The sequence below is a fragment of the Rathayibacter sp. AY1C5 genome (assembly GCF_002931705.1).
GTDB lineage: Bacteria > Actinomycetota > Actinomycetes > Actinomycetales > Microbacteriaceae > Rathayibacter.
The window spans coordinates 211,937-232,023 of the sequence record NZ_PSWD01000002.1 but is presented as its reverse complement, the minus strand read 5'-3'; the positions used below and the strand labels follow the sequence as shown (position 1 = coordinate 232,023).

The following is a 20,087-nucleotide window of genomic DNA, read 5'->3' as shown; positions in this document are numbered from 1 at the left end:
TAAGCTCACCTGGATGAGCAGCTCACACGACCACCCCGACTCCGCGCACCTGCGCCCGGAGGGTCTCGACGACGCCACCGTGGCGGCGCTCGGGAAGCTCTCGGAGGCGCTCGAGACGGTCGAGCACGCCCGCGGTCTGCTCTACGGCTTCCACCGGCTCACCGGCGCGGCCGACCTCGCTCTGGGCGAGGCCGTCGACGCGCTGCGCGAGGCCGGCCACGCCGCGACCGCCGAGCGGATCGAGGCCGAGCTCGTCGGCCGCAACGTCATCGAGGGGCGCTGGACCTTCCAGATCGTCGAGGACTACGACGACACCTACTACGCCGCGTTCCGGGAGCAGGAGCGCGCCGCGCGCGACGAGCTCGCCGGCGGACGCCGCCACCTCTTCGAGTCCGAGATGAAGGAGGACCGCCGCTCCGGCGGCCGCCGCCACCACGAGTCGCGCCCGGAGGCGGGCTCGTGAACGCCGTCATCCGGATGCACGCCTCGTCGCTGCGGGTCAAGGCGGTCACGCCGGGCCGCGGCGGACGCGGCACGCCTCCCGAGCCCGAGGCGACGATGCGGCGCACCACGCTCAGCATCGACGGCCGCCGTTTCCTTCTCGCCGTCTCCCTCGACACCGAGGAGCTCGAGAAGCGCCTGGTCGAGGCCGTGCGCAACCGCGGCGACATGGTGAGCTTCACGGTCGCCGGCGAGCGCGAGGTCTGCGTGCTGGTCTCCCCGGGCGTCGCGGTCATCCTCGAGCACGAGGACGTCCCGGTCGAGGATCCGGACGCCGAGGACGCGCCGATCCTGTACGACGACGTCGAGTACCTGACCTGATCCGTCGGCGGCCGGTCCCGGCCGCCGGTCCGGGCGCGGCTCTCGACTCGGGTCGTCCACCCGCTCAGACCGCTCCGGTACTCGCCCACAGGTGGAACGCCGCGTGCGCCCGGTGCGGCCGCCACGCCTGCGACGCCGCCTCCGCCTCCGCCGTGCTCACCCGGCCGAGCGCCTTACGCAGCACCAGGTCGCCGGCGGGGAAGGCGTCCGGATCGCCGAGGAACCGGAGCGCGAGGTAGTCGGCCGTCCACGGCCCGATGCCCGGGATCGCGAGGAGCGCGCGCCGCTGCTCCGGCAGGTCGCCCGCGCGGTCGAGCACGGGTCCGGCGGCGAAGGCCTCGGCGACGGCCCGGACCGTCCGCGCCCGGGCGTTGGTGATCCCGATCGCCGAGCGCAGCGCCTCGAACTCCGGGGCGAGCAGGGCGGCGGGTGCGGGGAAGGCCAGGAGACCGCGCTCCCCCGGGGCGCCGAAGGCCGCGGCGGTGCGTCCGCCGAAGGTCCGGGCCGCGGCGACGGACACCTGCTGGCCGAGGACCGCCATGACCGCCGCCTCGAACGCCTCCGGGTACTGCGTCGCGCGCAGCCCCGGCCGGGCCGCGACGGAGCGGGCGAGCAGCGGGTCCCGCGAGAGCTCGGCGCCGATCGCCACCACATCGGAGTCGAGGTCGAACCAGGCACGGACGACCGCGGCCGCCGGCGTCAGCACGTCCGGCTCCGCCTCCACCCGCAGCCCGGTCTCCGTCACCTCGAGCGCGATCGGCCGCGTCGCCCCGTCGAGGGTGAGCAGGCGCTCCAGGCGCCGGCCGTCGGCCGAGACCCGCTCCACTCCGGGGAGGGCGTGGTTGCGGAGGAGGCTCGCGGCGCCGGCGGGGTCGAAGGGCCCGAGGGCCGGCAGGTCGAGGGAGGACGTCTCGTTCAGGGGAGCAGGACCGTCTTGCCGCGCGCGCGGCCCGACTCGACGAGGGCGAGCGCGGCGGCCGCCTCGGTCAGCGGGAAGGAGGGCCCGAGCACGACCTCGAGCTCCCCGCGACCGGCGCGGTCGAGCAGGCCCGGCCGGGCGGCGTCGCGGAGCGCGGTGCCGGGATCGGCTCCCGGTCCGCCGCCGAGCATCAGGATCCCGCCGAGGCGGGCGGCGTGCTCGAAGCCGGCCACAGTGGCGATGCGCGAGCGGTCGGCGACCAGAGCCACCGAGGCGTCCAGCGCCTCGTCGGTGCCCGCCGTGTCCAGCGCGACGTCGACGCCGCCGGGGGCCAGGGCGCGCACGCGCTCCTCCAGCCCGGCGCCGTAGCGGACCGGCTCCGCGCCGAAGCGGCGGACGACCTCCTCGCCGCGCTCGCTCGTGGTGCCCAGCACCCGTGCTCCGCGGGCGACCGCGAGCTGCACCGCGAGCGAGCCGACGGCCCCGCTCGCCCCGTGCACCAGGACGGTGTCCCCGGAGGAGACGCGGGTGGCCTCGACGAGGTGCTCGGCGGTCGTCCCGGCCAGCAGCAGGCCCGCGGCCGCCGCCCAGCCGAGCCCGGCGGGCTTGGGCAGGACCGCGCTCGCGGGCGCGACCAGCTCGGCGGAGTAGCCGCCGGAGACCCGGAACGCCACGACCTCGTCGCCCACGCGGATCGGGCCGAGCGGCCCCTCGGCCCCCTCGCCGACCGCGGTCACGACTCCGGAGACCTCGCTGCCCGGCCGGACCGGCACCCGACCGCGCCCGAACATCCCGCGCAGGAGCTTCGCATCGGCCGGGTTCACGCCCGCGGCGCGCACCGCGATCCGCACCCTGCCGGGCGTCGGCTCCCCCGGATCGACCTCGACGGCGCGCAGCGCCTCCGGCCCGTCGAATCCCTCGGCCTGCATCGCGACGACCATGCGTCCGCCTCCCGTTCCCGGGCGCCCGCGCGCCCGAGCGCGACGCTAGCAGCAGCGCCCGGCCCCCGGACCCCCTGCGGAGAGCGCGGCCGCCGACCGAGAACGCCCGTTCTGGTACCGCCTACCATGGAGGGATGTCCCCGATCCTCGACGAGCGCCCTCCCCGCGAGGCGATCCTCGCGGCCGCCGACCGGCTCTACTACGAGCGCGGCATCCAGTCCGTCGGGATGGACGAGCTCCGCACGGCCGCGGGCGTCTCGCTGAAGCGCCTCTACTCGGAGTTCCCGAGCAAGGAGTCGGTGGTGGTCGCCGTCCTGCACGGCCGGCACGAGCAGTGGACCCTCGGCGTGACCACCCGGGTCGCCGCGGCGGACGGACCTCGCGGCAAGCTGCTCGCGATCTACGACTTCCTCTTCGACTGGTTCTCCGAGGACTCGTTCCGCGGCTGCGGCTTCATCAACGCCTTCGGGGAGCTCGGCTCGTCGAACCCGATGGTCGCCGAGATGGCGCGCGACCACAAGGAGACGTTCCAGCGCTTCCTCGCGACCCTCGCCGAGGAGGCGGGTGGCGGCGCCGAGCTCGCCGCGCAGCTCGCGATCCTCGCCGAGGGCGCCCAGACCACCGCGGCCATCGCCGGAACCCCGGAGGCCGCCCTGCACGCGCGTCGCGCCGCCGAGATCCTCATCGACGCGGAGACGCGCCCCGTCTGAGGCACGCCGCGGGCGGGATCAGGCCTCGCCGCCCCCGGGCGGGCCGACCACGAGCAGCGCCGCGAAGACCACGGCGACCAGAGCCAGGACCAGCGCCCCGGCGAGCACGGGCCGCGCGAGCGCCCAGCGGAGGAGTCTGCTCGTCACACGCCGGTCGCGCGGGTCGTCCGTCGCGTGCGTCCGCCACGGGCCCTCCAGCAGGCCGCGGCGCTCGAAGCCGCGCTCCAGCGGGATGGTCGCGTAGGGCACGACCGCGCTGACGACCGCGAGCGCCGTCGCGCCCGCCGACCACCGCTGGTTCACCGCGAGCACCAGGGCCGCGGCTCCGTAGGCGAGGAACGCGAACCCGTGGATCGGCCCGGCGACGCTCACCGGCCAGTCGCCGGCTCCGGCCGCGTACTTCAGCAGCATCCCGACGATCAGGAGAGTCCAGGTCACCGCCTCGACGATCGACAGCAGGCGGAAGAGGCGGCGCGGGCTCATGGGATCGGCTCCGTTCGGTCCGCGGCGACGCGGCTCGGGGTCGGTCGAGGGTCGCCCGGAGCCTACGGGAGCACGCTCGCGAGGAACCTGAGCGGACGAGGACCGCTCGGGGCGCTCAGCCCAGCCAGCCGGTGAGCGAGAGGGCCGTCACCGCGCCGACCAGGCCCGCGGCGACGAGGGCGACCGTGCCCGTGACTCCGCTGCGGGAGGGGGCTGCGGCGGGGCCGCCGGCCAGGCGCGCCCAGAGCCGGCGTGCCACCTCCTCGGCGGAGGGGCGGTCGGCCGGATCGAGAGCGGTCATCGCGGTCAGCAGCTCGCGCCACTCCGCCGGGACCGACTCCGGGACGACGGGCGCGTGGTGGAGGCGCTGGATCGAGATCTCGAGCGTCGTGCCGGTGTAGGCCCTGCGGCCCGAGACGGCCTCGAGCAGGACCAGCCCGAGCGAGTAGACGTCGGACGCCGGTCCGACCGGGCCGGAGCCGAGGCTCTCGGGGCTGAGGTACGCGGCGGTGCCCACCAGCACGTCGGAGCGGGTGAGCCGGGCGTCGTCGACCGAGCGGGCGATCCCGAAGTCGCTGAGCTTGGCCTCGTGCGCGGAGAAGCCGGATGCGGTGGCGCGCGAGCGGACGAGGACGTTCTCGGGCTTCACGTCGCGGTGGAGGACGCCCTGCGCGTGCAGGTGCGCGAGAGCATCGGCCACCTGAGCGCCGACCTCCGCGACGAGCCGCTCATCGCCGGAGCCGAACCAGTCGGCCGCCGGGTCGCTGCGGTCGAAGTACTCGAGGACGAGGAACGCGAGGTCGCCCTCCTCGCCGGGGATCTCGCCCTGGTCGAGGACGTCCACCACGGAGGCGTGACGCGAGTCGATCAGGAAGCGGATCTCGCGCTCGCGACGCGCCCGCTCGTTGGGGGTGTCCGGGACGTCGCGGTGGACCTTGACCGCGACCTGGCGGGCGAGGCGGAGGTCGCGGGCGCGGTAGACGACGGCGCTGCCGCCCTCCCCCACCCGCTCGAGCACGAGGTAGCGACCGGCCAGGGCGGAGCCGACCAGCGGATCCACGACGTCGGCCAGGAGCGGCTGCAGGCGGTCGAGTTCGTCCAGCACGGGCAGCTCCCTTCGCGAATGAGTCACTAGCTCGTCTAACTAGTAGTCCCTTCGTAGTGGTCGCCGCCCTTCCAGGCAAGCACCTCGGGGGAGGTTGGCTTGTCTAGATGTTCTTGCTACGAGACTGTCTAGACTGTTCGGCATGGATGAGGTCACGCTGAAGCGACCCGGGGCCTTCTGGTTCTCGGGTGAGGCGACCGAGCCCGGAGCGGTGGAGGTCCTCGCCGCGATGCGCGCCTTCCGCACGGCGGAGGCCGCGATGCGCCGACGGACCCGCGGATCCATGGGCATGGGCGAGAACGACCTGCTGGCCGTGCAGTTCCTCATGCGCCGCCAGCAGAAGGGCGTGCACGTCAGCCCGAAGGACCTGGCCTCCTACCTCGGCATCTCCTCCGCCTCCACGACCGTGCTGATCGACCGGCTGGTCAAGAGCGGGCACGTGGTCAGGGAGCCGCACCCGAGCGACCGCCGGGCCATCCGCATCGTCGCCACCCCCACCTCCCACCGCGAGGTGCGCGAGACGCTCGACGAGATGCACCGCCGCATGCTCGAGGCGGCCGAGACGCTCAACCCCTCCGAGGCCGGGACCGTCATCCGCTTCCTGCAGACGATGCGCGACATCGTCGAGCGCCCGGCCGACTCCGAGACGGTCGACGCCGCCCAGGAGCTCGCGGGCGAGCCGATCGGCGAGTACGCCGACGGCGTGCTGGAGCAGCGCCGCGCCTGACGCGCGTCCACGCGGCCGTGGCCGTGCGTCCCCGAGAGTTCACTCCGAGGGACTTCTGCCGCGCCCCGGGGCCGTCGGAGAATCGAGGCGACCGGCGGCGATGGACAGAAAACGCAGTCCGCGACGTAAGTAGCTAGCTCAACTAGTAGGAAGTCTTTCTAGCGATATAGAGTGACGGACGTCAGCCACTCGCACGTCAGATCGGAGCACACCATGGGCAACATCCTGTACGGCACTCCCCCCGCCGCCATCGAGGTCGAGGACCGCGCCCTCGCCCACCTCCAGATCGTCATCATCAACAAGTTCCGCCGCGACGAGCGCTTCCTGCTCACCCTCGACGCGAGCCCCCAGGCCGGCACCGGCCGCCGCGGCGTATGGATGCACCCGACCATCCCGATCCAGTTCGAGTTCAAGGGCAGCCGTCAGCCCACGATCAACCCGGAGTGGGTCGAGGCCCTCATGGAGCGCGCCAACAGCGGCGCCGGCCTCCGCATCGTGCCCGAGCCGACGAGCAACGCCGCCGTTCCGCTGCGCCGCGCCGAGCCCGCCGCCTGACCCTCCGCGCCGGAGCCGCTCCCGATCAGGCGCCGCCGCCGCACACCGACACGACCCGCCTTCCCGCCCGGGAGGCGGGTTCCGTCGTCTCCGGGCTTGAGAACCCCGGGAGCGCGCTCGCAAGTGGTTGACATTCCGCGCCACGGTCAGGGTCGCAGTCCTACACTGCTCCTGCGGCACGGGGTCGTTCCGGCGGGCTCGTCCCTGCTGTCGCACGCATGACCGGCCGCCGGCCGCTCGGGCCCCCCTCTCGAGCGACCGGCGGACGGCTGCGCGGCGCACCCGAAGCGCCGTCCGCGAGGTCCGCCGGAACCAGGAGCGGCCAGATGACCCACGGAACGAACAGCCTCACCACCACCGTCGACGAGGTGCGCCCGGGCGACCTCTTCTGCGCCGTCGTCGCCCACGAGACCGAGCAGTGGCGCGTCGTCGCCGTCCTCGGCATCCGCGTCCTCGCCGAGCGGGTCTCCGGAGGAGACCGCCGCAGCTTCACCCTCCGCTTCGTGCGCCACCAGCTCTCGCCGGACGTGCTCATCGCGAGGGGTGCCGCAGCGACGGCCTCTCCGGACTCCCGCCGCTAGAGCGCCGCCGTCGCCACGGCGGGCCGCGCCAGGCGGGCGAAGAGGCGGTCGAACACGACCCGCCGATCGAACTGCAGGGCGTACTCCCGGGCGGCCGCCGCTCGGCGTGCGCGATCGTCGGCGCTGAGCTCGAGGACGGCGTGGTCGAGGAGCGCGGCGATCGTGTCCGGGCTGTCGACCGGGGTCACGAAGGCGTGCTCGCCGATCGCCTCGCCGATGCCGCCGGTCAGCGTGGTGATGATCGGGCCGCCCCCGGCGAGCATCTTCTCGGCCAGCGCGATGCCGAAGGTCTCGACGAACTCGGGCCGCGGCTTGCTCGGGAGCACGAACGCCGCGCAGCCCGCCATCAGGAAGGGCTTCTCCGCGTCGCCGACGTCGTCGAGGAAGCGGATGCGGTGCGCCAGCGGTGACGCCGCCGCGATCCGGCGCAGCTCCGCCTCCTGCGGACCGCGACCCGCGATGACGAGCTCGTGGCGCTCGTGGACGGCACTGCGCTCGTAGCCGGTGATGAGATCCTCCACGCCCTTCGCCTCGGTCAGGCGCGAGAGGAAGAGGACGTAGCCGTCGGTCCGGAGTCCGCGGGCCCGCACGACCTCCTCGACGACGCTGGGGTCGAGGTCGAGGTAGGCGTCCGCGTCGATCGCCGGGTAGGACACGGCGATGCGCTCCCGGCACTGCGGAGCGAAGCGCGTCCCGTGCGCGGCGTCGACGCGCTCCGCCTCCTCGATGATCAGGTCGCGCGTGTACTCCGACACCGCGACGCAGTGGTCCTGCGAGAGGTAGGAGGAGAGGATGTGGGCGGCGGCGCCCAGCCGGCCCTCCTCCACCGCCCGGCGGACCACGTTCGTGACGTCGGAGCCGACGGCCTCGGCGATCGTGGTCACCTCGACGGGCAGTCCGGTGCTCCAGGCGGCGCGGAGGGCGTCGGCCACGACGAGCGTGTGCGGGCTCAGGTAGAGCGAGAGGCAGACGGTCGGGACGCCGTCGGTGAACAGCTCGATCAGGCGCCCGGTCATCCCGGCCAGCCAGCGGCCGTCCGGGACCTTGTAGTCGCCCACGGGTCCCGGCCGCTCCACGACGATGCCGTCGCTGTAGGGCAGCACGGCGTCGAGCGGCTTGAGCGGGAGGCCCGCGGCCTCGAGCCGGTCGATCGGCCAGGTGACGATCCGGACCTCGTCGAATCCGCGCTCCCGGGCGGTCTCGGCGAGATTGCGCGCTTCGACGGAGTGCCCGCAGATCACCGGATCGACGCGGACGACGATGACGAGTCTGTTCTGCACGGTGTTCGCGTGCGTGCTCTGGTCCATGGGTCTCCTTCAGGGGTCGTCGGTCGGGTGCGGCGGCGGAGGCCGGACGCGCGGGGTCGGTGGTAGCGGGGGTGACAGCGAGCGGGGGTCAGTGCCGGCGCGCCGGCCACGAGGGCGGCCGGTGCTCGGGCAGGGTCCCCCAGTCGGAGGGCTCCGGACCGAGGTGCAGGAGCAGCTCGCCGCCGCGATGGAGGGCGGCCGCGGTCAGGACGCTCGTCAGGAGGGGCGCGCCGTCGAACTCGGCCGACTGCACGTACTGGACCGGCCCACCCGGCTCGGGCTCGACGAAGCCGGTGGTCCGGATCTCGAGGTCGGCCCCTCCGATCGCCACCGACGCGCGCGCGAAGCTCGGCGCGTTGACCAGCACCAGGCCCTGCCCGGCGACGGGGAACAGCCCGAGGCTCGCCCACACGTACCAGGAGCTGAGGCCGCCGGAGTCGTCGTTCCCTGGCAGGCCTCCCCGGCCCGCTCCGAACCGCTGGTGCAGCACGCCGTGCACGATCTCGGCGGTCCGGTCAGGCCGTCCCGCGTAGTGGTACGCCCACGGCGAGTCCATGTCGGGCTCGTTGTTGAGCCCCTCGAAGCGTCCGAGCTCGGCTCCCGCGAGCATCTCGCTCCGCTCGGGGCGCAGCCCGGGCTGGACGACCGGCTCGGCTCCGTAGCCGAAGAACTCGTCCAGCTGGGCGACGAAGCCCTCGTCCCCTCCGCTGAGGGCGATGCGCCCGGCCATGTCGTGCAGCAGGCGGAACGAGTAGTTGTGGCGGGTGCCCTCGTAGTACGTCGAGTCCTTGAGCAGGCCGGAGCGGAGGTCGAACGCGTTCACCCACTGCGCGGCGCGCTCCTCGAGCTGCTCGGCGAGCTCGAGATCGCCGACGTGGCGGGCCACGACCGCTGTGCACCAGTAGCCGTGCGCCAGGTCGAGCGTGTGGCTGATCGGGTGAGCCTCCCCCGCGGCGAGGAACTCCTCGCCGTACATCCGCTTGAGGTCCTCGCTCATGTGCACGAGAGCGGCGTCCCAGTCGATGCCGGGCAGCCCGAGCCGACAGAGGTCGGCGAGGAAGGTGTGCGCGAGGGCACTGCCCTGGCGCGAGAACCGGTCGCTGCCCTTGGCCATCCGGTAGCCGATCGGGAAGTTGCCCTCCTCCTCGCAGATGGTGAGGAGCGCAGCCGCGATCTCGACCGCCCGCTCCGGCAGCAGCATCGTGAGCAGCGGGAGCTGAGTGCGGTAGATGTCCCACATCGTGCTGATGTCGAAGACGAAGGGTCCGTCCGTCGGCCAGAACGGACTCTCGGAGGGGGCGAGGCACGGCTTGATCAGCGAGTGGTAGAGCGCGGTCGAGAAGATCGTCTCGCGCTCGGCGGACGGGGTGTCGACGGCGATCGTGCGCAGGCGCTTCCGCCACGTCTTGCGGGTGCGATCGCGGCGCTGGTCGAACCCGGTGCCCGCAGGAGGGACGTCGCGATGCAGATTCTCACGGGCGCGGTCGGTGCCCCGCAGCGAGAAGCCCATCCGGAGCTCGACGGTCTGCCCTGCCGTGCTGGGTCCCGCCCACATCAGCCCGAAGGGGCGCAGCGTGGTGGGACGGATGTGGTCGAAGTCGAGCCGGGTTCCGCCGGGCATCAGCCGGCGGTCGTACCAGAGCATCTGCCGCCACTGCAGGGCGTCGCACTCCAGGTGCACCGCGAGCGGCGCCCCCTCCATCACGACCTCGCCGGCCGCGACGCCGGGCGAGATCGAGTGCAGCTGCGCGCGCAGCGGCACCGTCGCTCCGCTCGGGATCGCCAGACCTCCGAGGGAGAGGTCGACCACCACGCGGGCGCTGCGGTGCTCGGGGAAGGTGTAGCGGTGCACCACGGAGGCGGGCCCGACGGTGAGCTCGGCCCGTACGCCGGAGGAGAGGGTCGCCGCGTAGTAGCCGGGCTCCGCCACCTCGTCCTCGAGGGCCCAGCTGCACCCGAGCTCGTCGAGCGGCTCGAGCATCGGCGTGACCCGCAGGTAGTTGTAGTACTTGCGGATCGCGCCGGTGCCCGACTGCTGGAAGTGGGTGAATCCGCTCGCCTCGAGGCCGTCGTGAAGCGTCGGCGGGACCCCCTCGAGCGCGAGGTCGTAGCGGCCGTAGCCCGTCGGATAGGCGCCGGAGTAGGAGCACGCGGACACCATGCCGAGGGGGTAGGTGGCTCCGGGGTGCGTGTTCCCGATCTGCGGCTTCGGCGACCACCACGTCGCTGCGAGCCCCGTCGGCTCCGGGAGCGCGGTCGCCTCCGTGCCCAGGAACGGGTCCACCCGCTCGATCATCCGCTCGCCGCCATGCCGTGACGCTAGGCACGGCGGGGAGACGAGGGGTGTCGACGGGGTGTCCGGCGGACGACGGAGCGGCGACGGATGAGGGCCGACGGGCTAGGGGATCAGGCGCTCCGCGCGGTAGCGGTCGAAGAGCGCCGTGAACGAGTCGACCGTCCGGTGGAACGCCGTGAAGCCGGCGAGGCGGGACTTGCCGATGTCGGTGACGACCTCGAGGTTCCGGCCGAGGTCGGCGTCCGTGTGCCACCAGGAGGCGACGCGGGAGAGGTCGGGCTCGATCAGCCCGTGCTCGTCGACGAGACGCCGCCAGACGGGCTCGGCATCGGCCATCTGCTGCTCGAGCGGCTGCGGCTCCTCCCCCGGGCCGACCGGCTCGACGCCGAAGTGCTCCGCGATCCGGGTCCACATCCAGCGCCAGCGGAAGACGTCGCCGTTGACCACGTTGAAGGCCTGGTCACGGCCCGCCTCCGACGTCGACGCCCAGAGCATCTGCTCGGCGAGGATCGTCGCGTCGGTCATGTCGGTGAGTCCGTTCCACTGCGTGAGCGAGCCGGGGAACACGAACGGGGTGCCCTCGGCACGGTGGATCGACGCCGCGACCGCGAGGGTCAGCCCCATGTTCATCGCGTTGCCGACGGCGTGCCCGATGACCGTGTGCGAACGGTGCACCGACCAGGTGAACCCGGCGCGCCCGGCCGCGGCGAAGAGCTCGTCCTCCTGCGCGTAGTAGAAGTTCGGGGCGTCGAGGCGCTCCTCCTCCTCGTGGAACGGGGTGTCGGGCATCGCGCCCTGCCCGTACGCCTCGAACGGGCCGAGGTAGTGCTTGAGGCCGGTCACCAGCGCGACGTGCTCGACGGGAGCGTGCGCGAGCGCGGCGAGGAGGTCGCGGACCATGCCGCCGTTGACCGCGATGTTCTCCTCCTCCGTCGCCTGGCGCGACCAGGCGGTGAAGAAGACGTGCGTGGGGCGCTGGTCGGCGAGCACGCGGGCCAGGTCCTCGGCGGAGCGCAGGTCGGCGGCGAGCGGAGTGACGCCGGGGCGCGCGTCGATCGGGCGGCGCGAGAGGGCGGTCACCGGCCACCCCTGCTCGGTGAGCAGGTCGACGAGGGCGGAGCCGCCGATGCCCGTCGCACCGACGACGAGGGCGCTGCGGGGGTCGGACGGGGGGACGGGAGTGGTGGAGGACATCCCCTGGGCCAACAGCCCCGGGGGCGAGGCATTCCCCGATCCGGGCGTCACGGAGGGACACCGGAGGTCACGGAGGGACACCGGGCGTCACGGGCGGCCCGCGGACCGGGCTCCTCCCCTACCGTCGAGCACGAGCCGCCCGGGGTGGGCGCAGCGGAACAGGAGCCGACGATGACCGCGACCGACGTGCGGGCCGTGCCCGAGGTGGACTACGAGGAGCTGGCGGGGCGGTTCCGGCCGCTGTTCGCCGAGATCGCGGCGGGAGCGGCGGCGCGGGAGAGCGCGCGCGAGCTGCCGGTCGCGCAGATCCGAGCGCTGGCGGACGCCGGGTTCGGCGCGGTGCGCGTGCCGCTGGAGTCCGGCGGGGCCGGCGCGAGCCTCCCCCAGCTGTTCCGCCTGCTGACGGAGCTGGCCGCCGCCGACTCCAACCTGCCCCAGGCGCTCCGCGGCCACTTCGCCCTGGTCGAGGACCGGCTGCTCGCGACCGACGGGACCCGCGAGCGCTGGCTCCGGCGCTTCGCCGACGGCGAGCTCGGCGGCAACGCCTGGACCGAGGTCGGCACGGTCGCGATCGGCGACGTGCAGACGAAGGTCGCTCCGGTCGAGGGCGACCCGACGCGGTTCACCGTGACCGGCACGAAGTACTACTCCACCGGCAGCGTCTTCGCCGACTGGATCGACACCTTCGCCCAGCGCACCGACACCGGGCAGAAGGTGATCGCGATCGTCGACGCGCGCCAGGCGGGCGTCGAGCACGCCGACGACTGGGACGGCTTCGGCCAGCGCACCACAGGCTCGGGGACGAGCACCTTCACGGAGGCGGTGGTCGCGGCCGAGGACGTGATCGACTTCGAGACCCGGTTCCGCTACCAGACCGCGTTCTACCAGGCGGTGCTGCTGGCCGTGCTGGCGGGCTCGATCGCGGGGGCCGAGCGCGAGATCGCGGCCGAAGTGCGGGCGCGGACCCGGATCTTCTCGCACGGGAACGCCGAGTCGTTCGCGGCGGATCCGCAGATCCTGCAGGTGGTGGGGCAGGTCTCGGCCGCCGCCTATGCGGGAGCGGCGATCGTGGAGCGCGCGGCGGTCGCGCTGCAGCGGGCGCACGACGCGGCCCTCGACGGCGACCCGCTCCAGGACGAGCGGCAGAACGACCTCGCCGAGCTCGAGACGGCGCAGGCCCAGATCGTCCTGACGCAACTGGCCACCCGGGCGACCTCCGACCTCTTCGACGCGCTGGGCGCCTCCGGGGTGAGCACCCGCAAGAACCTCGACCGGCACTGGCGCAACGCGCGCACGGCAGCGAGCCACAATCCGTGGGTGTTCAAGGCGCGGATCGTCGGCGACCACGCGGTCAACGGCACCGTGCCGCCGCGGGTCTGGGCGATCGGCGCGGGGCCGAAGCGGTAGTCGCCTCTGCGCCGGCCGGGGGCGGTGGACAGCCGGCGAGGGCGGAGGAGAGGATCGAGGGGGCGGCGATGCGGCCGCCGCGGACGAGGGGGCTCGCGATGATCCGGACGACGACCGCGAGGGGCGCCGGTGTGCTGCTCGCCTGCGGGGCGGGGCTGCTCGCGCTGAGCGGCTGCACGGGAAGCGCCGACGAGGGGACGGCCCCGACGACCGCTCCACCGCTGGTCTCGAGCGCTCCGACGCCGAGCAGTGTTGTCCCGACCGCGAGCGCCGGCAGCGCGACTCCGCTGCCCACCGCGACCCCGGCCACCGCCCTGCTCCCCTGCGAGGACCTGCTCACGGCCGAGGAGGAGGCGTCGCTCGCCGAGGACGGTCTCGCCCTCTCGCCCGAGGCGACGGTCTACGACGTCGACTACCCCGTCGTGCAGGAGATCGACGAGGACGGGGTGCTCTGCCGGTGGAGCGGCCAGGGCGACGTGTCGGTCGTGGTCGGGCAGCTGGCGGTCCCGGACGCGGAGTGGCCTGACCGGAGCGCCGCGCTCCTCGCGGACGGGTTCACCGCCGACGACACCGCGGCTCCGGGCTTCCTCGACGGGCCCGACGGACCGGACGAGAGCTACCCCGGCCGCGGCGTCCTCCACCGCGACGGCGTCCTCTACTACGTGAGCTACTCCGGGATCGTCGGCTCGATCGTGCCGCTCTCCGGCTGAGGCGGCGGATCGAGAGCCCAGGGCGGGCGCCCAAGGTCGGCGCTGCTCCCCGTCGTCAGCTGCTCGCCGTGGTGGTCGAACGACAGCGGGGCTCCCGCCTCGGCGCACTCACGGCCGATCAGGTCCATGGCGTTCCAGAAGTACTCGCTCGCTCGTCGATCCCCGGAGATCGCGGAGAGCAGATTGCTCGTGGCGAGACGAGCAGCGTCGGACGCGATCGAGTTCGAGGAGCTCTCGTCGAAGCCCTCGAGGGCTTCGCGAAACGGTGGACGCAGAACGGGATCGAGTTCCGGCGCGTAGTCGTTCCACGTGCGCTCGAGCGGGACGCAGGGACCGGCCTGCTGATCGCCTCCCGGCTCGGTGCAGCCCACGAGGAGCAGCACGGATACGAGTACCGCCGATGAGGCGGTCGTGCGGTCCACCATCGTTCATCGCTCGATGTGCATCGTCCCCGTCGTGACCCAGACCGCGCAGGCCTTCTTGCGATATTCCGGGGCACTGGTCTCGACGATGTGATCGCAGGTCGAGACGCCGGTGTGCCACTTCACGCACCCCCCTTGAAACTCGTACTCGCAGTTCTTGTTCGGCTGAATCGGAGCGGCCGAGGCCACCTGCGCCCCGAGAACCGACGTCAGCGCCAGCGCGACGACAGCGAGACCGGACCCGAACCACAGAGGACTCTTCATGGCGTCTCCTCATTCGCCGGCAGATCCGCCGGGTCCTGGGACCGTATCCATCGCGCAGAGGGTGTCGGACGGTCGGCGCGAACTCGACACATCGAGGCGCGGGCCGGGCCCTCGAGAAGGGGTAGCGTCGACAGGTGCGATTCCCGTGGCGTTCCCGAGACAGCGAGCGACTGCCACGGGACGTGCTCGTGCTGGGGGTCGTCGCCTTCTTCGTGATGCTGGGGTTCGGCGTCGTCGTGCCGGTGCTGCCGACCTACGTGCGCAGCTTCGGCGTCGACTACACGGCGGTCGGCGCGGTCGTCTCGGCGTTCGCGCTGATGCGGCTGGTCGCGAATCCGTTCGTGGGGCCGCTCGTCGACCGGTTCGGCGAGCGGGTCGTGCTCGCCGTCGGCATCGGCATCGTCGCGCTCTCCTCGGCGCTGGTCGGCTTCGCCTCCGACTACCCGCACCTCCTCCTGCTGCGCGGAGTCGGCGGCATCGGCTCCGCGATGTTCTCCGTCGCGGCGATGACGCTCCTCCTGCGCACCGCGAGCCCGGAGCGGCGCGGCCGCTCGATCGGCTTCTACCAGGGCGGTTTCCTGCTCGGCGGCATGGCGGGCCCCGCGGTGGGCGGCGTGCTCACGGCGATCTCGCTCACCGCCCCCTTCTTCTTCTACGCCGGCACGCTCGCGATCGCGGGGCTCGTCGGGCTGATCCTGCTGCAGCGGCCGGAACGCGACGCGGCACCGTCCGCCGCGGCGAGGACGAAGCCCCTGCGCGAGGTCGCCCGCGACCGCCGGTACCAGAGCGCGGTGCTGGCGAACTTCGCCCTCGGCTGGTCGGCGATGGGAGTCCGCGCGACGCTCGTCCCCGTGCTCGTCGTCGAGGGGCTCGGCGGGCAGCCCGCCTGGACCGGCATCGCGTTCGCGATCGCCGCGGTGGTGCAGACGATCGCGCTAGCGCCCGCCGGCCGCTTCGTCGACACGGTCGGCCGGCGCCCGGCGCTGATCGGCGGATTCTCCGTCGCGGCGGTGGCGATGCTGGCGATGCCGTTCGTCTCGGAGCTGTGGCTGCTCGTCGTGCTGCTCTGCGTCTACGGAGCGGCGGCCGCCTTCATGGGCACGGCCCCGGGTGCGCTGGTCGGTGACGCCGCGGGCGAGCGCGGCGGCAAGCCGGTCTCGGTGTTCCAGGCCGCGTCCGACCTGGGCGGCGTGATCGGGCCGCTGCTCGCAGGCGCTCTCGCCGACGCCGCATCGCCGACCGCGGCCTTCGCCTCCGCCTTCGTGCTGCTGGCGGCGAGCGCGCTGCTCGGCCTGCGGATCCCGCGCTCGCGGATCGCCTAGCTGTTCCGCCCGCGGGCGTCGACGGGCCAGACGGCGCCGCCGCCGTCGCGGAGGAGGACGCGGTACTCGTCGGCCAGGTTCACCGCGACGCAGACGTGGTTCGGCGCGATCCGCACCCGCGTCCCCACGGGCAGGTCGACACCGGTGATCGTCGCATGGTGCTCCGAGAGCACCGGGATGCGCGCCTCCGGGTGCTCCGGGAGGCGGCCGAAGCCGCTCGAGGCCGCGCCACGATCGGAGGAGAGCACCTTGCTGCCCGCGTCGGCGATCAGGTGGTCGCCGCGGCGGGACACGATCGTGGCGAGGACGGTGACGGCGATGTCCTCGGGCGTCATCGTGCCGATCTCCCACTGCTGGGCGTCGCCGAGGGCCGAGACCCCGGGGCGCAGCTCCGTGAGCACCGAGGAGTCGGCGAACGCGGCCGAGGGGGTCGAGCCTCCGCTGACCACGCGGGCCTCGACTCCGGACGCCGCGAGCGACGCGACCGCCTCGGCGAGCGCGCGCGCCTCGTCGCGGGCGGCCGCCGCTCCGTTGCCGGCCGCGTAGCTGTGGCCGGGGAAGGTGAAGACGCCGGCGACGTCGAGCCCGGCCGAGACGGCGGCCGCGGCGATCGCGCCGGCCTCGGCGGGGAGCACGCCGCTGCGGTGGTGGCCGGAATCGATCTCGACGACGACCTCGAGCCCCTCGCGCTCGGGCAGGGCCGCGGCCAGGCGCTCGGCCGACTCCGCCGAGTCGACGCCGACCCGCACACGGGCGCTCGCGAGGACGTGGCGGAGCCGCCCGGCGCGCTCGGCGTCGAGCCAGAGCGGGTAGGCGATGAAGAGGTCGCGGATCCCTCCCGCGGCGAAGACCTCGGCCTCCGAGACGGTCGCGACGGTGAGCCCGACGGCCCCCGCGGCGAGCTGGCGCCGGGCGATCTCGAGCGACTTGTGGGTCTTCGCGTGGGGGCGGAGCGCCAGACCCCGCTCGCGGGCAGCCGCGGCGACGGCGGCGATGTCGCGGTCGAGCACCGTCTCGTCGAGCACCAGCGCCGGAGTGGTGAGAGCGTCGAGCACGGCGGAGCGGGCGGAGGAGTCGGCGGCGGCGGTATCGACGGTCACGCGCCGAGCCTAGGCCGCACCATCGGCCCGCGTCCCGCCGTGAGGGCGGCCTCGAGCCGGTCCGCCGCCCGGTCATCGCGCCCCGCGGAAGGCCCCGCGGAGGGATCCCGTCGAGCGCGACACCTCGTCGACCTCGGAGGCGGCCGCGCCGCTCCGCTCCATCGCCGTCTTCCGGATCGCCCACCTCTCCGCCGGGACGCTCCCGACGACGCTCCTGGGCTTCCGCGTCGTCGGGTTGAGCACTCTCGTCCACTGACCGTTCATCCTCCGCGGGATGCGGGGAGGACCCCGGCGCTGCCAGGCTGAGCGGATGACTCCGCAGTCCTCCCGCCTCCGGCCCTTCGGCCCGTCCGGCGCCACCGTCACCCGGCTGACCCTCGGCACCTCCTGGCGCCCCGAGCGCGTCGCCGACCTCGACCGGGTGCCGGCCCTCGAGCGCGTCCTCGACTCCGACGCCGCCACCCGCGCCGTCTCCGTCGTCGACACGTCCAACGAGTACGCCGGCGGCCACAGCGAGCGCCTGATCGGCGAGGCCCTGCAGGCCCGCGGCGGCGTCCCCGAGGGGATCACCGTGGTCACCAAGCTCGACCGCGACCCGAGCACCGGCAGCTACTCGGCCGAGCGGATGCGCCGCAGCCTCGACGAGAGCCGCGAGCGCCTCGGGATGGACGTCCTCCCCCTGCTCTACCTGCACGACCCGGAGCGCATCTCGTACGACGAGGCCTTCGCCGAGGACGGCCCGGTCCGCGCGCTCGTCGCGATGAAGGACGCGGGCGTCGCCCTCTCGATCGGGATCTCGGGCGGACCCGCGCCGATGCTGCGCCACTACGTCGACACCGGCCTGTTCGACGCCGTGATCACCCACAACCGCTTCACGCTCGTCGACCGCTCCTCCGAGGAGCTGATCGACGCGTCCGTCGACCGCGGCGTGATCGTCGTCAACGCGGCGGTCTACGGCGGAGGCGCCCTCGCGCGCTGGCCTGAGCCGGTCGCCTCCTACGCCTACCGGCCGGCGCCGCGCGAGATCGTCGACGCCGTCGCGGCGATGGGAGCGGCCTGCGAGCGGGCGGGCGTGCCGCTCGCCGCCGCCGCGCTGCAGTTCTCGACGCGCGACCCCCGCGTGACGACGACGGTCGTCGGCGCCACGTCCGCCGAGCACTACGACTCCTTCGTGGCCGACGACGCGCTCGAGATCCCCGACGCGCTGTTCGAGGAGCTGGAGTCGCTCGCTCCGCCGAGCACCGTCTGGCAGGACGCGCCCGGGGCGACCTGGCCGCGCTGATCCGGGCATAGCCGGGCTCTCCTCCCGGTTGGAGCACGTGACCCCCTCCGCGAGATGCCGCCGGCGTACGCCCTCACCGGCGTATCGCCTACCGAAGCGGCGTTCCGCGGAGAAGCACGACAGGAGAGACATGACCGACACCGCCTTGTTCCAGCCGCTGACGCTCCGCTCGAGGACCGCGCGCAACCGCCTCTGGGCGGCACCGATGTGCCAGTACTCGGTGGAGGCGCAGGACGGCGTGCCCACCTCGTGGCACCTCGTGCACCTCGGCGGGCTCGCGCGCGGCGGATCGGGCGTCGTCATCGCGGAGGCCACCGCCGTCGTCCCCGAGGGGCGGATCAGCCCCTGGGACACCGGGCTGTGGAACGACGAGCAGCGCGACGCCTGGGCTCCGATCGTCGAGTTCGTGCACGGGCAGGGCGCGCTCGCCGGCGTGCAGCTCGCCCACGCGGGCCGGAAGGCGTCGACCTACCGCGAGTGGAGCGGACGCGGATCCGTGCCGCTGGAGGACGGCGGCTGGCCGACCGTCGCTCCCTCGGCCGTCGCGTTCGAGGGCTACGCGGAGCCGCGCGAGCTGGCCGCGGAGGAGCTGCCGGGCCTCGTCGAGGCGTTCCGCGCCTCCGCCCGCCGCGCCGCGGACGCCGGCTTCGACGTGATCGAGCTGCACGCCGCGCACGGGTACCTGCTCCATCAGTTCCTGTCGCCGCTCTCGAACACCCGCGAGGACTCCTACGGCGGCTCGCTCGAGAACCGGGCGCGCCTGCTGCTCGAGGTCGTCCGCGCGGTCCGCGCCGAGATCGGGGAGCTCGTTCTGCTCGTCCGCTTCTCCGCGACCGACTGGGCCGAGGGCGGCTGGACACTGGAGGAGACGATCACCGTCTCGGAGTGGGCGCGCGCCGAGGGCGTGGACCTCTTCGACGTGTCGACCGGCGGACTCGTGCACGCCAGCATCCCGGTGGCGCCGCTCTACCAGGTGCCGTTCGCGCGCGACCTGCGGAAGGCGACCGGTGCGCTGGTCGGCGCCGTGGGACTCATCACCACGGCGGAGCAGGCGGAGGGCGTGGTCGCGAACGGCGATGCCGACGTCGTGCTGCTCGCCCGCGAGCTGCTGCGCGACCCGAACGCTCCGGTGCGGATGGCGCACGAGCTCGGCGCGGACCTGCCGGTGCCCCCGCAGTACACCCGGGCCTGGCGCTGAGCCTTCAACCGCGAGATGCCACCTGTGCGCACGCCTCGCGGCGTGTCGTGTGCACAAGTGGCATCTCGCGGAGGAGAGCGGTCGGGTTCCCCGGAGGAGAACGTCAGCTCTCGGAGGGCTCCTCGGGAGCGTCCTCCTCGGGGTTGAAGTGCGAGTCTCCGGAGACCCCCACCGCCAGCCCGTCCTCGGAGTGCGGGATGGTCTCGTCGTCGCCGAGACCGTTCGCCTTCTTCTCGCCCTCGGACGAGGTGGCTGCGTCGGTCACGGCTCAGGCCTCGACGTCGCCGCGCCAGGCACCGTCGGGGGTGCCCTGCTTCTCGATGTACTCCTTGAAGTTGTTCAGGTCCTTCTTCACAGCGTGGCTGCCGGCGCCGACGAGCGAGCCGAGCGTCTCGAGGAAGCCCTTCGGCTCCCAGTCGAGCTGCACGGTGACGCGGGTCTCGGTGTCGGAGAGCTTGTGGAAGGTGACGACGCCCGCGTGGTCGGTCTCGCCGCCGGTGCTGTTCCACGCGACGCGCTCGTCGGGGTGCTGCTCGGTGATGTTCGCCTCGAACTCGCGCTCGACGGGGCCGACCTTCACCTTCCAGACGGTGAGGGTGTCGGTGACCTGCTGGATCGACTCGACCTCGTCGAGGAAGCGCGGGAACTCCTCGAACTGGGTCCACTGGTTGTAGGCGACGGACACGGGGACGTTGACGTCGACGGTCTCGATGATCTGCGGCACGGTGGTGCTCCTTGCTGT

23 protein-coding genes are annotated in these 20,087 nt (G+C 73.5%); 11 read left to right on the top strand and 12 right to left on the bottom strand.

Annotated elements, in window-relative coordinates; translation table 11 throughout:
• The first annotated feature begins 13 nt into the window (after window positions 1–13).
• Window positions 14–463 (top strand): hypothetical protein, encoded by a 450-nt coding sequence (locus C5C57_RS03460; protein ID WP_104224173.1) that lies wholly within the window; start codon window positions 14–16, stop codon window positions 461–463.
• Window positions 460–822, top strand: coding sequence for a hypothetical protein (locus C5C57_RS03455; protein WP_104224172.1), 363 nt, complete (start codon window positions 460–462; stop codon window positions 820–822). The genes C5C57_RS03460 and C5C57_RS03455 overlap by 4 nt, the downstream gene beginning before the upstream one ends.
• Before the next feature lie 64 nt (window positions 823–886).
• On the opposite strand, the gene C5C57_RS03450 is transcribed toward C5C57_RS03455, so the two are convergent.
• Both C5C57_RS03450 and C5C57_RS03445 read right to left on the bottom strand, forming a co-directional pair.
• On the bottom strand, window positions 887–1,717 hold the full coding sequence (locus tag C5C57_RS03450) for a DNA-3-methyladenine glycosylase (RefSeq protein ID WP_258072727.1): 831 nt from the start codon (window positions 1,715–1,717) through the stop codon (window positions 887–889).
• A gap of 20 nt (window positions 1,718–1,737) precedes the next feature.
• Window positions 1,738–2,682 (bottom strand): NADP-dependent oxidoreductase, encoded by a 945-nt coding sequence (locus C5C57_RS03445; RefSeq protein WP_258072018.1) that lies wholly within the window; start codon window positions 2,680–2,682, stop codon window positions 1,738–1,740.
• Between the two features lie 134 nt (window positions 2,683–2,816).
• Between C5C57_RS03445 and C5C57_RS03440 the strand changes: the two genes are divergently transcribed.
• A complete protein-coding gene (locus tag C5C57_RS03440) occupies window positions 2,817–3,392 on the top strand; it encodes a TetR/AcrR family transcriptional regulator (protein WP_104224170.1) in 576 nt (191 codons plus the stop codon).
• Window positions 3,393–3,410: 18 nt separating this feature from the next.
• Here the strand turns inward: C5C57_RS03440 and C5C57_RS03435 are convergent, their stop codons facing one another.
• Together C5C57_RS03435 and C5C57_RS03430 are read right to left on the bottom strand one after the other, a co-directional pair.
• Entirely contained in the window at window positions 3,411–3,875 is a 465-nt protein-coding gene (locus C5C57_RS03435; protein ID WP_104247001.1) for a DUF3817 domain-containing protein, read from the bottom strand.
• Between the two features lie 115 nt (window positions 3,876–3,990).
• Window positions 3,991–4,980 carry a serine/threonine-protein kinase gene (locus C5C57_RS03430; protein WP_181027126.1) on the bottom strand — a complete coding sequence of 330 codons (990 nt, stop codon included), beginning with the start codon at window positions 4,978–4,980 and terminating at the stop codon, window positions 3,991–3,993.
• 142 nt (window positions 4,981–5,122) lie between these two features.
• Between C5C57_RS03430 and C5C57_RS03425 the strand changes: the two genes are divergently transcribed.
• The 3 genes from C5C57_RS03425 (at window position 5,123) to C5C57_RS03415 (ending at window position 6,843) form a co-directional block, all read left to right on the top strand.
• Window positions 5,123–5,707: a MarR family winged helix-turn-helix transcriptional regulator gene (locus tag C5C57_RS03425; RefSeq protein ID WP_104224167.1), complete on the top strand. Its 585-nt coding sequence runs from the start codon at window positions 5,123–5,125 to the stop codon at window positions 5,705–5,707.
• A 213-nt stretch (window positions 5,708–5,920) separates the two neighbouring features.
• On the top strand, window positions 5,921–6,262 hold the full coding sequence (locus C5C57_RS03420) for an ATP-dependent DNA ligase (RefSeq protein WP_104224199.1): 342 nt from the start codon (window positions 5,921–5,923) through the stop codon (window positions 6,260–6,262).
• A 326-nt stretch (window positions 6,263–6,588) separates the two neighbouring features.
• Window positions 6,589–6,843 carry a hypothetical protein gene (locus C5C57_RS03415; RefSeq protein WP_104246999.1) on the top strand — a complete coding sequence of 85 codons (255 nt, stop codon included), beginning with the start codon at window positions 6,589–6,591 and terminating at the stop codon, window positions 6,841–6,843.
• On the opposite strand, the gene C5C57_RS03410 is transcribed toward C5C57_RS03415, so the two are convergent.
• The 3 genes from C5C57_RS03410 to C5C57_RS03400 form a co-directional block, all read right to left on the bottom strand.
• Window positions 6,840–8,150 carry a glycosyltransferase gene (locus C5C57_RS03410; protein ID WP_104297305.1) on the bottom strand — a complete coding sequence of 437 codons (1,311 nt, stop codon included), beginning with the start codon at window positions 8,148–8,150 and terminating at the stop codon, window positions 6,840–6,842. The two genes, C5C57_RS03415 and C5C57_RS03410, sit on opposite strands and share 4 nt — an antisense overlap.
• A gap of 88 nt (window positions 8,151–8,238) precedes the next feature.
• Entirely contained in the window at window positions 8,239–10,434 is a 2,196-nt protein-coding gene (locus tag C5C57_RS03405) for a glycoside hydrolase domain-containing protein (RefSeq protein ID WP_258068703.1), read from the bottom strand.
• Window positions 10,435–10,548: 114 nt separating this feature from the next.
• Entirely contained in the window at window positions 10,549–11,640 is a 1,092-nt protein-coding gene (locus C5C57_RS03400; RefSeq protein ID WP_104224165.1) for an SDR family oxidoreductase, read from the bottom strand.
• A 171-nt stretch (window positions 11,641–11,811) separates the two neighbouring features.
• Between C5C57_RS03400 and C5C57_RS03395 the strand changes: the two genes are divergently transcribed.
• Both C5C57_RS03395 and C5C57_RS03390 read left to right on the top strand, forming a co-directional pair.
• Window positions 11,812–13,047 carry an acyl-CoA dehydrogenase family protein gene (locus C5C57_RS03395; protein ID WP_104246996.1) on the top strand — a complete coding sequence of 412 codons (1,236 nt, stop codon included), beginning with the start codon at window positions 11,812–11,814 and terminating at the stop codon, window positions 13,045–13,047.
• A 98-nt stretch (window positions 13,048–13,145) separates the two neighbouring features.
• The gene (locus tag C5C57_RS03390; protein WP_104246995.1) at window positions 13,146–13,757 is read left to right on the top strand and encodes a hypothetical protein; all 612 of its coding nucleotides are present in this window, start codon (window positions 13,146–13,148) and stop codon (window positions 13,755–13,757) included.
• Here the strand turns inward: C5C57_RS03390 and C5C57_RS03385 are convergent.
• On the bottom strand, window positions 13,715–14,182 hold the full coding sequence (locus C5C57_RS03385) for a hypothetical protein (RefSeq protein WP_104246994.1): 468 nt from the start codon (window positions 14,180–14,182) through the stop codon (window positions 13,715–13,717). The two genes, C5C57_RS03390 and C5C57_RS03385, sit on opposite strands and share 43 nt — an antisense overlap.
• A 3-nt stretch (window positions 14,183–14,185) precedes the next feature.
• Window positions 14,186–14,443: a hypothetical protein gene (locus C5C57_RS03380; protein WP_104246993.1), complete on the bottom strand. Its 258-nt coding sequence runs from the start codon at window positions 14,441–14,443 to the stop codon at window positions 14,186–14,188.
• A 182-nt stretch (window positions 14,444–14,625) separates the two neighbouring features.
• Between C5C57_RS03380 and C5C57_RS03375 the strand changes: the two genes are divergently transcribed.
• The gene (locus C5C57_RS03375) at window positions 14,626–15,765 is read left to right on the top strand and encodes an MFS transporter (RefSeq protein WP_258072017.1); all 1,140 of its coding nucleotides are present in this window, start codon (window positions 14,626–14,628) and stop codon (window positions 15,763–15,765) included.
• Here the strand turns inward: C5C57_RS03375 and C5C57_RS03370 are convergent.
• Entirely contained in the window at window positions 15,762–16,865 is a 1,104-nt protein-coding gene (locus C5C57_RS03370) for an alanine racemase (RefSeq protein ID WP_258072016.1), read from the bottom strand. The genes C5C57_RS03375 and C5C57_RS03370 overlap by 4 nt on opposite strands.
• A 310-nt stretch (window positions 16,866–17,175) precedes the next feature.
• Between C5C57_RS03370 and C5C57_RS03365 the strand changes: the two genes are divergently transcribed.
• Window positions 17,176–18,147 carry an aldo/keto reductase gene (locus tag C5C57_RS03365; protein WP_181027125.1) on the top strand — a complete coding sequence of 324 codons (972 nt, stop codon included), beginning with the start codon at window positions 17,176–17,178 and terminating at the stop codon, window positions 18,145–18,147.
• Between the two features lie 130 nt (window positions 18,148–18,277).
• Window positions 18,278–19,345 carry an NADH:flavin oxidoreductase/NADH oxidase gene (locus C5C57_RS03360; protein WP_104246991.1) on the top strand — a complete coding sequence of 356 codons (1,068 nt, stop codon included), beginning with the start codon at window positions 18,278–18,280 and terminating at the stop codon, window positions 19,343–19,345.
• A gap of 103 nt (window positions 19,346–19,448) precedes the next feature.
• Here C5C57_RS03360 and C5C57_RS17970 read toward each other — a convergent pair whose 3' ends face one another.
• Window positions 19,449–19,610 (bottom strand): hypothetical protein, encoded by a 162-nt coding sequence (locus tag C5C57_RS17970; RefSeq protein ID WP_167299017.1) that lies wholly within the window; start codon window positions 19,608–19,610, stop codon window positions 19,449–19,451.
• A 3-nt stretch (window positions 19,611–19,613) separates the two neighbouring features.
• Complete coding sequence (locus C5C57_RS03355) at window positions 19,614–20,069, bottom strand: SRPBCC family protein (RefSeq protein WP_104224157.1); 456 nt, start codon at window positions 20,067–20,069, stop codon at window positions 19,614–19,616.
• Window positions 20,070–20,087 lie beyond the last annotated feature (18 nt).